13 protein-coding genes are annotated in these 12,339 nt (G+C 70.8%); 10 read left to right on the top strand and 3 right to left on the bottom strand.

What is annotated here, in order from left to right:
• Nucleotides 1-34 precede the first annotated feature (34 nt).
• From ACZ7M2_RS04640 to ACZ7M2_RS04630, 3 genes are all read left to right on the top strand, one after another.
• On the top strand, nucleotides 35-400 hold the full coding sequence (locus ACZ7M2_RS04640) for a histidine triad nucleotide-binding protein (protein WP_352046170.1): 366 nt from the start codon (nucleotides 35-37) through the stop codon (nucleotides 398-400).
• A 6-nt stretch (nucleotides 401-406) separates the two neighbouring features.
• Nucleotides 407-1,312 carry a ribonuclease Z gene (locus ACZ7M2_RS04635; protein WP_471594104.1) on the top strand — a complete coding sequence of 302 codons (906 nt, stop codon included), beginning with the start codon at nucleotides 407-409 and terminating at the stop codon, nucleotides 1,310-1,312.
• An 89-nt stretch (nucleotides 1,313-1,401) separates the two neighbouring features.
• Nucleotides 1,402-2,394 (top strand): adenosine deaminase, encoded by a 993-nt coding sequence (locus ACZ7M2_RS04630; RefSeq protein WP_403688218.1) that lies wholly within the window; start codon nucleotides 1,402-1,404, stop codon nucleotides 2,392-2,394.
• An 11-nt stretch (nucleotides 2,395-2,405) separates the two neighbouring features.
• On the opposite strand, the gene ACZ7M2_RS04625 is transcribed toward ACZ7M2_RS04630, so the two are convergent.
• Nucleotides 2,406-3,686, bottom strand: a complete 1,281-nt coding sequence (locus ACZ7M2_RS04625; protein WP_471594103.1) for an MFS transporter — start codon at nucleotides 3,684-3,686, stop codon at nucleotides 2,406-2,408.
• 277 nt (nucleotides 3,687-3,963) lie between these two features.
• Between ACZ7M2_RS04625 and ACZ7M2_RS04620 the strand changes: the two genes are divergently transcribed.
• From ACZ7M2_RS04620 to ACZ7M2_RS04600, 5 genes are all read left to right on the top strand, one after another.
• Nucleotides 3,964-5,073 carry a carbohydrate kinase family protein gene (locus ACZ7M2_RS04620; RefSeq protein WP_054235446.1) on the top strand — a complete coding sequence of 370 codons (1,110 nt, stop codon included), beginning with the start codon at nucleotides 3,964-3,966 and terminating at the stop codon, nucleotides 5,071-5,073.
• A gap of 141 nt (nucleotides 5,074-5,214) precedes the next feature.
• A complete protein-coding gene (locus ACZ7M2_RS04615) occupies nucleotides 5,215-6,282 on the top strand; it encodes a PhoH family protein (protein WP_060896461.1) in 1,068 nt (355 codons plus the stop codon).
• Nucleotides 6,283-6,295: 13 nt separating this feature from the next.
• Nucleotides 6,296-6,793: an rRNA maturation RNase YbeY gene (gene ybeY / locus ACZ7M2_RS04610; protein ID WP_054235448.1), complete on the top strand. Its 498-nt coding sequence runs from the start codon at nucleotides 6,296-6,298 to the stop codon at nucleotides 6,791-6,793.
• Nucleotides 6,790-8,103, top strand: coding sequence for a hemolysin family protein (locus tag ACZ7M2_RS04605; RefSeq protein WP_471594102.1), 1,314 nt, complete (start codon nucleotides 6,790-6,792; stop codon nucleotides 8,101-8,103). The genes ybeY and ACZ7M2_RS04605 overlap by 4 nt, the downstream gene beginning before the upstream one ends.
• The gene (locus ACZ7M2_RS04600) at nucleotides 8,100-8,459 is read left to right on the top strand and encodes an MmcQ/YjbR family DNA-binding protein (protein ID WP_075032692.1); all 360 of its coding nucleotides are present in this window, start codon (nucleotides 8,100-8,102) and stop codon (nucleotides 8,457-8,459) included. Before ACZ7M2_RS04605 ends, ACZ7M2_RS04600 begins: the two co-directional genes overlap by 4 nt.
• Here the strand turns inward: ACZ7M2_RS04600 and ACZ7M2_RS04595 are convergent.
• Nucleotides 8,421-9,872, bottom strand: a complete 1,452-nt coding sequence (locus ACZ7M2_RS04595; RefSeq protein ID WP_471594101.1) for an MFS transporter — start codon at nucleotides 9,870-9,872, stop codon at nucleotides 8,421-8,423. The two genes, ACZ7M2_RS04600 and ACZ7M2_RS04595, sit on opposite strands and share 39 nt — an antisense overlap.
• Before the next feature lie 144 nt (nucleotides 9,873-10,016).
• Between ACZ7M2_RS04595 and ACZ7M2_RS04590 the strand changes: the two genes are divergently transcribed.
• Entirely contained in the window at nucleotides 10,017-10,838 is an 822-nt protein-coding gene (locus ACZ7M2_RS04590) for a helix-turn-helix transcriptional regulator (RefSeq protein WP_471594521.1), read from the top strand.
• Between the two features lie 101 nt (nucleotides 10,839-10,939).
• Nucleotides 10,940-11,293 (top strand): cytidine deaminase, encoded by a 354-nt coding sequence (locus ACZ7M2_RS04585; RefSeq protein WP_403688198.1) that lies wholly within the window; start codon nucleotides 10,940-10,942, stop codon nucleotides 11,291-11,293.
• A gap of 27 nt (nucleotides 11,294-11,320) precedes the next feature.
• Here ACZ7M2_RS04585 and era read toward each other — a convergent pair whose 3' ends face one another.
• Nucleotides 11,321-12,289, bottom strand: a complete 969-nt coding sequence (era, locus tag ACZ7M2_RS04580) for a GTPase Era (RefSeq protein WP_471594100.1) — start codon at nucleotides 12,287-12,289, stop codon at nucleotides 11,321-11,323.
• Between the last annotated feature and the right edge of the window lie 50 nt (nucleotides 12,290-12,339).

The following is a 12,339-nucleotide window of genomic DNA, read 5'->3' as shown; positions in this document are numbered from 1 at the left end:
ACGTAATGATCAGACGGCGTGAGGAGGCACACGCATGTCGGGAGAAGAAGACGGCGCACCGCAGGACGACTGTCTGTTCTGCAAGATCGTCGCGGGGCACGTTCCCGCGAACGTCGTCCGGGAGACCGACACGACCGTCGCCTTCCGCGACATAAACCCCCAGGCGCCCACGCACATCCTGGTCATCCCCAAGGTGCACCACCCGGACGCGGCCTCCCTCGCCGCCGCCGAGCCCGCCATCGCCGCGGACCTGCTGCGCGAGGCCGGTGAGGTGGCGTCCGAGGAGAAGCTGGAGAGCTACCGCATCGTGTTCAACACGGGCGGCGGCGCGGGCCAGACCGTCTTCCACGCGCACGCCCACCTCCTGGGCGGCCGTGGCATGCAGTGGCCGCCGGGGTAACCGACCTTGTCCGTACGTGAACTTGTGGTCCTCGGCACCGCCAGCCAGGTCCCCACCCGGCACCGCAACCACAACGGCTATCTGCTGCGCTGGGACGGGGAGGGCCTGCTCTTCGACCCCGGTGAGGGCACCCAGCGGCAGATGCTGCGGGCCGGGGTGGCCGCGCACGACCTGCACCGGATCTGCGTCACCCACTTCCACGGCGACCACTCCCTCGGACTCGCCGGGGTGATCCAGCGCATCAACCTCGACCGTGTCCCGCACGAGGTGACCGCGCACTACCCGCGCTCCGGGCAGCGCTTCTTCGACCGGCTGCGGTACGCGACGGCCTACCGCGAGACCGTCGAGCTGACCGAGGCACCGGTCGAGGCGGACGGGGTGCTCGCGACCACCTCCTCGTACACCCTGGAGGCCCGCAGGCTCTCCCACCCCGTGGAGTCCTTCGGCTACCGGCTGGTCGAGCCGGACGGCCGGCGGATACTGCCCGAACTGCTCGCGGAGCACGGGATCAAGGGGCCGGACGTGGGGCGGATCCAGCGCGAGGGCGCGCTCGGCGGGGTCTCGCTCGACGACGTGAGCGAGGTGCGGCGCGGACAGCGGTTCGCGTTCGTCATGGACACGCGGCTGTGCGAGGGCGTGGACGCCCTCGCCGAGGGCTGCGACCTCCTCGTCATCGAGTCGACGTTCCTGGACGGTGATCACCAACTTGCCGTCGACCACGGTCACCTGACGGCTGGTCAGGCGGGCCGGGTGGCACGGGACGCGGGCGTACGGCATCTCGTGCTCACACACTTCAGCCAGCGATATTCCGAAGCGGACGAGTTCGAGCGGCAGGCCCGGGCCGCCGGGTTCGAGGGGGAGCTGACCGTGGCGCACGATCTGGTGAGGGTGCCGGTGCCGAAGCGGCGATGAGCCGTCGTCGTACGAGTCGATGGGCCGTCGTACGAGTCGACGAGGCGTCATCGCACGAGATCGTCGGTACACACCCGTACGATATTTCGATGCCCCTCCCCAAAGCAGAACTGCACCTCCACATCGAAGGCACCCTCGAACCCGAGCTGGCCTTCGAGCTCGCCGCGCGCAACGGCGTCACGCTCCCTTACGCGGACACCGAGGAGCTGCGCAAGGCGTATCTCTTCGACGACCTCCAGTCGTTCCTGAACCTGTACTACGAGCTCATGGCCGTCCTGCGGACCGAGCAGGACTTCGCCGACCTCGCCGACGCCTACCTCGCACGGGCCGCCGCGCAGGGCGTGCGGCACGCGGAGATCTTCTTCGACCCGCAGGCCCACATCGCCCGGGGCATCGGCATGGGGACGGTCGTCGAGGGGCTGCACCGCGCGCTCTCCCGCAGCGAGGAGACGCACGGCGTCTCCACCCAGCTGATCATGTGCTTCCTGCGCGACGAGTCCGCCGAGTCGGCGCTCGCGACCCTGGAGGCCGCGAAGCCCTACCTCGACCGGATCGTCGGCATCGGCCTCGACTCCGCCGAGGTCGGGCACCCGCCGGTCAAGTTCCGCGAGGTCTACGAGGCCGCCGCCGCGCTCGGCCTGCGGCGCGTCGCCCACGCGGGCGAGGAGGGGCCGCCGGAGTACATCACCGAGGCACTGGACGTGCTCGGCGTCGAGCGCATCGACCACGGGCTGCGCTGCATGGAGGACCCCGAGCTGGTCGAGCGGCTCGTACGGGACCGGGTGCCGCTGACGCTCTGCCCGCTGTCGAACGTACGGCTGCGCGCCGTGGACGTCCTGGAGGACCACCCGCTGCCCGCGATGCTGGACGCCGGGCTGCTGTGCACGGTCAACTCCGACGACCCCGCGTACTTCGGCGGGTACATCGGTGACACCTTCCACGCCGTGCACGAGGCGCTGGGGCTGGACCGGGAGCGGATGCGGGAACTGGCGCGCAACTCGTTCGTGGCGTCCTTCCTGGAGCACGACGAGGAGCGCCGGGCGCGCTACCTCGCCGAGGTCGAGGCGTACGAGTTCGGGTAGGCGCGGCGGGACTACCTGCTTGCGGACCCCGGTCCGGCCGCCGCACCCGCGGTCGCCTGTCGGGGTCCTGCCGTGTCGTACGCCGTCCGGGGCGCCGGGACGGCGTCCAGCGGGATCTCCACGACCGGGTGCTCCTGCGGGAGCGGCGCGGGGCGCCGGGTGCGCAGGGCCACGGCCGTCATCGGGCCGGTGATCAGGAGCAGGCCGAGGGCCAGGATCACGCCCATCGCCGGGTATCCGACCCGCGCGGAGAGGAGACTGCCCGCGAGGGGACCGCATGCCGTGCCGAGCGAGGAGGCGGAGCCGACGAGGACCGCCCACCGGCCGCGCTGGTCCAGGGACGCGGCGAGGCCGATGACGTAGGAGAGCACGACCGGGTAGACCGTGTTCCAGGCGATCTCGCCCGTCGCGAACGACGTCAGGTCGGTGGCCGCCGCGCTGAGCGCGATGCATCCGGCGATCAGGGCCGTGCCCGCGCCGATGGGCAGGGCCCGGCCCAGGCGCTGGCCGAGTGCGCCCGCGCCGATCACCCCGAGCAGCCCCGCGCCGAGCGCCACCGCGAAGACCGCGCCGACGGTCACCTCCGTCAGCCCCGCCTGCTGCAGACCGATCCGGCCGCTGACACCCCAGAGTGAATTCTGGGCGAGGGACCAGCAGAGCATCGCGGCGGCGAGGATGAGTCCGGCACGGCGGTGGGGGAGCGGAGTGGCGGCGCGGAGGGCGCGGCCGGCCGGGGTGTGGGGGGCCTCGGGGGCCCCGGCGGCGGGGAGCCGGCGGGTCACGGGCAGTGCGAGCAGCGCGGTGACGGCGATCGCGGCGAGGGGGTGGCCGTGGCCCGGGCCCAGGTGGGGGATCGTCAGATACAGCGCGCCCGCGAGGGCGGAGACGCCCAGCAGGCCCAGGGTGGTGGTGCGGTGGGGGTCGCGCTGGCCGGCGATCCCGGTGGCGGCGACGCTGGTGATCGTGCCGGAACCGAGGCCGCCGACGATCGCGCCGAGGACGACCAGGGGGATGGTCGTCGTGAGGGCGGCGGTGCCGTAGCCGGCGGCGGCCAGGAGCAGGCCGCCGCGGGCGAGCCCGCGAGGGCCGAACCGGTCCACCCGGGACGCGAGCAGGAAGCCCGCCGTCGCCGAACTCAGCAGCAGGGCGCTGCCGATGGAACCGGCCTCGGTGGCGGAGAGGGGCAGACCCGCGCTCAGCCGGCCGACGGTGGTCGGGAGCAGGTACGGGGCGAGGTACCCGGCCGTGAAAAGGGCGACGAGGGGCCAGGGTGTGGTGGTGCGGGCGGACACGGGCGTTCCCAGGGCATGCGAAAGAGCGGCTCGGTAAGGGGGGTTGAGCGGCTGTCGACGGACAGGAACGCGCGGGCAATTTGTATCAAGCGGGTGGGGGTACGACGTAGGCGGGGAGGTGTGATCCGGGTCACGTTCTGTTTGCGGGGGGAAGAGCGGGGTATGCGCGGGCTTTTCACCCGGCCGTTCATCGGTCGGCTCCGGCACCGACCGGCGCCGTGCCGTGTGCCGTTTGGTGCACACTGGCCTGAATCCGCACCACCTCAGGGAGCGCACCGTGATCGAGACCAACGGAGAGCGACCGTACTGTCACGCTCACGTCGACCCGCTCGCCGGTCTGCGCACCCCTCAGGACCCGCCGTGGGACGTCTACCTCACCGGCACCGTCTTCCTCGACATCATCTTCACCGGGCTCGACACCGCACCGGTGCGCGGCACCGAGTCCTGGGCGCGCGGGATGGGGTCGAGCCCCGGCGGCGTGGCCAACATGGCGACCGCGCTCGCCCGCCTCGGCCTCAAGACCTCCCTGGCGGCGGCCTTCGGGGACGACCACTACGGGGAGTACTGCTGGGACGCCCTGGAACAGGGAGAGGGCATCGACCTCGCCCCGTCGCGCACCGTGCCCGACTGGCACTCGCCGGTCACCGTGTCGATGGCGTACGAGGGCGAGCGGACGATGGTCAGCCACGGGCACGAGCCGCCGCCGGAGGAGCCGGCCCCGGAACACGCCCCCCGCGCGCGTGCCGCCGTCGCCTCGCTGACGCCCGGCACGCGCGCGCACTGGATCGCCGAGTCCGCGCGTGCGGGCACCCGCATCTTCGCGGACGTCGGCTGGGACGACACCGGGCGCTGGGACCTGGCCGGGCTCGCGGACCTGGAGCACTGCGAGGCGTTCCTGCCGAACGCGGACGAGGCGATGCGGTACACGGGGGCGGACTGTCCGCGGGCCGCCGCGCACGCGCTGACCGAGTACGTGCCGCTGGCCGTCGTCACCCTCGGTGCCGAGGGCGCGTACGCCGTGGACGGCCGTACCGGGGAGACCGCCGAGGTCCCCGCGATCGCCGTGGAGGCCCTCGATCCCACCGGTGCCGGTGACGTCTTCGTCGCCGGATTCGTGATGGGCACCCTCGCCGACTGGCCGCTCGCCGACCGGCTCGCCTTCGCCGGGCTGACCGCCGCGCTCTCCGTCCAGGAGTTCGGCGGCTCCCTCTCGGCGCCCGGCTGGGCCGAGATCGCGGCGTGGTGGCGCCGGGTCCAGTCCGTCGACGACCAGGAACCGGCCGCGCTGCGCCGGTACGCCTTCCTGGAGAGCCTCCTCCCGGAGGTGACCCGCCCGTGGCCGCTGCGGCGGGCGGTCCCGACCATCGGCTTCCGCCGGTCGGCCTGACGCTCCCCGCCCCGGCCCCCGAACCCGCGCCGAAAAGCCCTACGGCACTGTCACCCCACCGTCGTACCCTTGGAACCGCAAGGCTGCCCCCGTGGCAAGCGTGCCGATCAAGGAGGAAAAGCAGGCCTACAGAGCCGGCCCATGACTCAGACACCCACAGCTCACAGCCCCGCTTCGGGGCAGGCACGAGCGCATTTCACCGTCCCGGCCAAGCACCCCATGGTGACCGTGCTGGGTTCCGGAGACGCGCTGCTTCGCGTGATCGAGAAGGCCTTCCCGGCGGCCGACATCCACGTCCGGGGCAATGAGATCAGTGCGGTCGGCGACGCCGGTGAAGTCGCTCTCGTCCAGCGCCTGTTCGACGAGATGATGCTGGTGCTCCGCACGGGGCAGCCGATGACGGAGGACGCAGTGGAACGCTCGATCGCCATGCTCAGGGCGAGCGAGAACGGGGAGGGCGACGGTCAGGAAACCCCTGCCGAAGTGCTCACGCAGAACATCCTGTCCTCGCGCGGCCGCACCATCCGCCCCAAGACGCTCAACCAGAAGCGGTACGTCGACGCCATCGACAAGCACACCATCGTCTTCGGTATCGGCCCCGCCGGTACCGGCAAGACGTACCTCGCCATGGCGAAGGCCGTACAGGCGCTCCAGTCCAAGCAGGTCAACCGGATCATCCTCACCCGCCCCGCGGTGGAGGCGGGCGAGCGGCTCGGTTTCCTGCCCGGCACGCTCTACGAGAAGATCGACCCCTACCTGCGGCCCCTCTACGACGCGCTGCACGACATGCTCGACCCCGATTCCATCCCGCGGCTCATGGCGGCGGGGACCATCGAGGTCGCGCCGCTCGCCTACATGCGCGGCCGCACGCTGAACGACGCCTTCATCATCCTCGACGAGGCGCAGAACACCAGCGCCGAGCAGATGAAGATGTTCCTCACCCGTCTCGGCTTCGAGTCGAAGATCGTGGTCACGGGCGACGTCACACAGGTCGACCTCCCGAACGGGACGAAGTCGGGTCTGCGCCAGGTCCAGGACATCCTGGAGGGCCTCGACGACGTCCACTTCTCGCGGCTCACGTCCCACGATGTCGTACGGCACAAGCTGGTCGGCCGTATCGTCGACGCGTACGAGAAGTACGACAGCGAGAACGGCACCGAGAACGGCTCCCACAAGAGCCGCGGCAAAGCCGGCCACAAGGGGAAGTAGACAAGCGAGCACCATGTCGATCGACGTCAACAACGAGTCCGGAACCGAGGTCGACGAGCAGGCGATCCTCGACATCGCCCGCTACGCACTCGCGCGGATGCGCATCCACCCGCTCTCCGAACTCTCGGTGATCGTCGTGGACGCCGACGCCATGGAGCAGCTCCACATCCAGTGGATGGACCTTCCGGGGCCCACCGACGTGATGTCGTTCCCCATGGACGAGCTGCGGCCGCCGTCCAAGGACGACGACGAGCCCCCGCAGGGACTCCTCGGTGACATCGTCCTGTGCCCGGAGGTCGCCGAGCGGCAGGGCAAGGAAGCTCCCACACAGCACTCCATGGACGAGGAACTGCACCTCCTCACCGTCCATGGAGTGCTGCACCTGCTCGGCTACGACCACGAGGAGGCGGACGAGAAGGCCGAGATGTTCGGTCTGCAGGCCGCCATCGTGGACGGCTGGCGCGCGGAGAAGGGCATGACGGGCCCCTCGCCGGCCCCGACCGTTTCATGAGTCCTCAGCTCGTCCTCGGCGCCATCGCGCTGGTCGTCGTCGCCTGGCTCGCCGCCTGCGCGGAGGCGGGCCTCGCGCGTGTCTCCAGCTTCCGCGCGGAGGAGGCCGTACGGTCCGGGCGGCGCGGCAGCGCCAAGCTCGCCCAGGTCGCCGCCGACCCGACCCGCTATCTGAACGTGGCCCTGCTGGTGCGCGTGGCCTGCGAGATGGCCGCCGCCGCGCTCGTCACGTACGCCTGCCTGAAGGAGTTCGACGAGACCTGGGAGGCCCTCGTCGTCGCCATCGGGGTCATGGTCCTCGTCTCCTACGTCGCCGTGGGCGTCTCGCCCCGCACCATCGGCCGCCAGCACCCGCTGAACACGGCGACGGCGGCCTCGTACGTCCTGCTGCCGCTGGCCAGGATCATGGGCCCGATCCCGCCCCTCCTCATCCTCATCGGCAACGCGCTGACACCCGGCAAGGGCTTCAGGCGCGGTCCGTTCGCCTCCGAGGCCGAGCTGCGCGCGCTGGTCGACCTCGCCGAGAAGGAGTCCCTGATCGAGGACGAGGAGCGCCGCATGGTGCACTCCGTCTTCGAGCTGGGCGACACCCTCGTACGCGAGGTGATGGTGCCGAGGACCGACCTCGTCGTCATCGAGCGGTACAAGACCATCCGCCAGGCCCTCACCCTGGCGTTGAGGTCCGGCTTCTCGCGCATCCCTGTCACGGGGGAGAGCGAGGACGACGTCGTCGGGATCGTGTACCTGAAGGACCTGGCCCGCAAGACGCACATCAGCCGCGAGGCCGAGTCCGAGCTCGTGTCCACGGCCATGCGGCCCGCGACCTTCGTACCCGACACCAAGAACGCGGGCGACCTGCTGCGCGAGATGCAGCAGGAGCGCAACCACGTCGCCGTCGTCATCGACGAGTACGGCGGCACGGCCGGCATCGTCACCATCGAGGACATCCTCGAGGAGATCGTCGGGGAGATCACCGACGAGTACGACCGTGAGCTGCCGCCCGTGCAGGAGCTCGGCGACGACAGCTACCGGGTGACCGCCCGTCTCGACATCGGCGACCTCGGCGAGCTGTACGGCTTCGAGGCGTACGACGACGAGGACGTGGAGACGGTCGGCGGACTGCTGGCGAAGGCGCTCGGGCGGGTTCCGATCGCCGGTGCCTCCTCGGTGGTCGAGCTGCCCGACGGGCGCGAGCTGCGGCTGACGGCGGAGGCCGCGGCCGGACGCCGGAACAAGATCGTCACGGTGCTCGTCGAGCCGGTCGGCCCGGTGGACCCGGAGCCGTCCGAGGAGGAGAAGAAGCCGGAGTGAAACCTCAGCAGCTGCGTGCGTTCTGTCTGTCCTTCAACGCGACCGTCGAGGACTTCCCCTTCGCCCCGGACATCTCCGTCTTCAAGGTGCTGGGCAAGCTCTTCGCGCTGACACGACTGGACGCGCGCCCGCTCACGGTCAACCTCAAGTGCGACCCGGAGGACGCGGTCCGGCTGCGCGGCGAGCACCCGGGGCTGATCGTCCCGGGCTATCACATGAACAAGCGGCACTGGAACACGGTGACGGTCGACGGCGAGCTCCCGGACCGTCTGGTCCGGGAGCTCGTCGAGGACTCCTACGATCTCGTCGTCGCCGGTCTACCGAAGGCCGAGCGCCTCCGCCTCGACCGGGCGTGAGCGGTCGCGGCCCAGCCCGGCCGCGACCAGCACCGCCGCCGCCAGCACGATCACCGCGTCCAGGGCGAGGACCGTGTGGACACCGGCCAGCAGGTCGCTCGACGTCGTCGCCAGGACACCCAGCAGCGGGATGCCGATCGTGATGCCGACCTGCTGGGTGGAGGTCACCAGACCCGTGGCCAGCCCCTGCTCCTCGTCGGGAACGCCCGAGGTCACCGTCAGGCCGTACGAGATGATCGCGCCCAGGTGGCACATGCTGGCCAGCGAGATCGCGGCCGTGGCGAGCCAGACCGACCAGGTGTGGGCGTTCAGCAGCACCAGCCCCGCCACGAACAGGCCCTGACCGGCGAGCGAGCCGACCAGCGTACGGCGGGCGCCGAAGCGGCCGATGACCTTCGGGGCGTACACCCCGGCGACGGCGGACATGACGCCCTGGACCCCGAAGACCAGCCCCGTCTCGAACGCGGACAGGCCGAGGGTCTCCTGCAGGTACAGCGTCAGCACGAAGACGACCGTCGACATCATCGAGAAGGTGACCAGACCGCCCAGGTTGCCCCACGCCACCGTGCGGCGGCGCAGCATGGGGAGGCTGACGAGCGGAGCGTGGGCGCGGGACTCGATGTACACGAAGGCGGCGAGCAGGAGCACACCCGCGGCGAGGGTCACGATGACATCCGCGCCGCCGAAACCGCGCTCGGCGGCCGTCGACAGGGCGTAGATCAGGGCCAGCAGACCGCCGGTGACGGTGACCGCGCCGGGGATGTCCAGGCGCGGGCGGTCGGGGGTGCGGGACTCGGGCAGCAGGCCCGGGGCCAGCGGCAGCACGATCAGCGCGAAGACCGACAGCAGGCCCATCGTCGAGCGCCAGCTCAGTACGTCGGTCAGGACGCCGCCGGCCACCATGCCGACCGTGAAGCCGAGGGAGAGGAGCGTGCCGGAGATGCCGAGCGCACGGTCGCGCGCCGGGCCCTCGGGGAACGTCGTCGTCAGCAGCGACATGCCCGTCGGCACGATCGCCGCCGCGCCGAGGCCCTGCAAGGCCCGGCCCGTCAGGAACGACGCCGGGTCCCAGGCGAAGGTAGCCAGCAGCGAGGCCGTACCGAAGAGAGCGAGGCCGGTCAGGAAGAGCCTGCGGCGGCCGTACAGGTCACCGATGCGGCCGAAGAGGAGCAGGAAGCCGCCGGACGGCAGTGCGAAGGCGGTGACCGCCCACTGCAGCGCGGACTGGCTCATGCCCAGGTCCTTGCCGAGCACGGGCAGCGCCACGTTCAGTACGGAGAAGTCGAGCGCGACCATGAACTGCGCGGCGCACAGCACGAAGAGGACGAGTTTGTCGCGGGTCGACAGCCGGGTGCCGAGCGGGGAGTGGGCAGTTGGGGAAGCGGATGTGGTTTCGGTGGTGTCGATCGCCATGGCAAGAGCGTGCGGCCGCCGGAATATCCGTGGGGAGCGGGAACTTATGCTGGTGGTCGCACCACCAGTCACCAACAGGGGGATTCACACGTGACGGAGGACGCGCTCAGGACCCACCGACGGCGTGAGCTGCGGGACTTCCTGATGAGCCGCCGGGCGAGGGTGTCACCGACGCAGGCCGGTCTGCCGGACGGCGGGGCCCGCCGCCGCACGCCCGGGCTGCGCCGCGAGGAGGTGGCCGTGCTCGCGGGCGTCGGCGCGTCCTGGTACCAGTGGCTGGAGCAGGGGCGGGACATCTCCGTCTCGCCCCAGGTACTCGACGCGGTCGCCCGCGTCCTGCGGCTCAGCAACGCCGAACGACGCCATCTGTACATGCTCGCCGGGCTGAACCCGCCCGCGCCGGAGGTCGCGCCCGAGGTCCGGGACATGTGCGACGGGCTGCGGCGGCTCATCGATACGTGGATGCCGTATCCGGCGCACATCATGGACCCCTACTACAACTGCGTCATGTACAACGCCGCCGCCGGGATGGTCCTCGGGATGCGGCCTGACAACACGCAGAACTGCATCATCGACTTCTTCACCGATCCGCTGTACCGGGGGCAGTCCCGGACCTGGGAGAAGAACGCGCGCACGGTCGTCGCCCAGTTCCGCGCGTCGTGCGCGGCGGCGCCGGACGACGAGGGATATCGGGAGGTACTGGACCAACTCCTGGCCGCTGCACCGGAGTTCGCGGCGCTGTGGGAGGAGCGGGACATCGAGGACGCCGGGCAGATCCGCAAGGAGCTCGACCACCCGCTCGTCGGGTTGCTCGCCGTCGAGTCCACCGCGATGAAGGTGCCGGCGCGGCCCGATCTCACGATCGTGCTGCACACGCCGCTGCCGGAGGCGAACACGGCGGCGAAGCTGGAGTGGCTGGCCTCGCCGGAGGGCCGACGGGGCTCGATGTATCCCGTGGCGGGTTAGGCCCGTGGCGCCTGGTCTGTGCGGGTGGGTGGGTGCGAGGAGGTGGGTGCGTGCCGGGAGGTGTGTGCGTGCGTCTCCCGATCCCTTCGTATGCTCTGAACATGACCGACAGCAGCGCGCTTGACCCCGAGGACCGCAAGATCGTCACCCTGGCCCGTTCCGCGCGGGCGCGGAACGGGGTGCCGGAGGGCGCGGCCGTACGTGATGAGACCGGCCGTACGTATGTCGCGGGGACGGTGGATCTCCCCTCCCTGCGGTTGAGCGCGTTGCGCACCGCGGTGGCGATGGCGGTGGCGTCCGGGGCGAAGTCTCTTGAGGCGGCGGCGGTGGTGTCCGAGGCGGGGGAGGTCTCCTCGGAGGACCGGGCGGCGGTCCGGGACCTCGGCGGGTCGGCGACGCCGGTACTGCTGGCGGGCCCCGACGGCACCGTCCACCTGACGACGCCCGCAGGCTGAGCCCGCGCCCCTGAGGGGCGCGGGGAGTCAGAAGCCGAGTTTGCGGAGTTGGCGCGGGTCCCGTTGCCAGTCCTTCGCGACCTTCACGTGGAGGTCGAGGAAGACCGGCGTGCCCAGCAGCGCCTCGATCTGCTTGCGGGACTTGATGCCGACCTCCTTCAGGCGCTTGCCCTTGGGCCCGATGATGATGCCCTTCTGGCTGGGGCGCTCGATGTAGACGAAGGCGTGGATGTCGAGGAGGGGCTTGTCGGCGGGGCGGTCCTCGCGGGGAAGCATCTCCTCGACGACGACGGCGATGGAGTGGGGGAGCTCGTCGCGCACACCCTCCAGCGCCGCCTCGCGGATCAGCTCCGCGATCATGACCTGCTCGGGCTCGTCGGTGAGGTCACCCTCCGGGTAGAGCGCCGGGCCCTCGGGAAGGAGCGGGACGATCAGGTCGGCCAGCAGGTCCACCTGCTTGTCCCCGACCGCCGACACCGGCACGATCTCCGCCCACTCGAAGCCCAGCTCCCGCCCGAGCTGATCGATCGCGATGAGCTGCTCGGCGAGCGTCTTGCTGTCGACGAGGTCGGTCTTCGTGACGATCGCGATCTTCGGCGTCTTCTTGATGGACGCCAGTTCCTTCGCGATGAAACGGTCACCCGGACCGAGCTTCTCGTTCGCGGGCAGGCAGAAGCCGATGACATCGACCTCGGCCCACGTCGTGCGCACGATGTCGTTCAGGCGCTCACCCAGCAGCGTGCGCGGCTTGTGCAGACCAGGGGTGTCGACCAGGATCAGCTGGGCGTCGGGGCGGTGCACGATGCCCCGTACCGTGTGCCGCGTGGTCTGCGGCTGGTTCGCGGTGATCGCCACCTTCTGGCCGACCAGAGCATTCGTGAGGGTGGACTTGCCCGCGTTGGGGCGGCCCACGAAGCAGGCGAAGCCGGCGCGGTGGGGAGCCCCCGACGAATCGGACGGCTCGGATGACTGGGTACGAACGCTCATGCCGCCCATTGTCCCTGATCCACAGGCCCGCGCCGTACGCCATATGCCTTTGACCGCTC

The organism is Streptomyces sp. NPDC111507, assembly GCF_055638955.1.
Note: the sequence above shows the minus strand (reverse complement) of the source record. Positions and strands in the feature narration are given on the sequence as shown.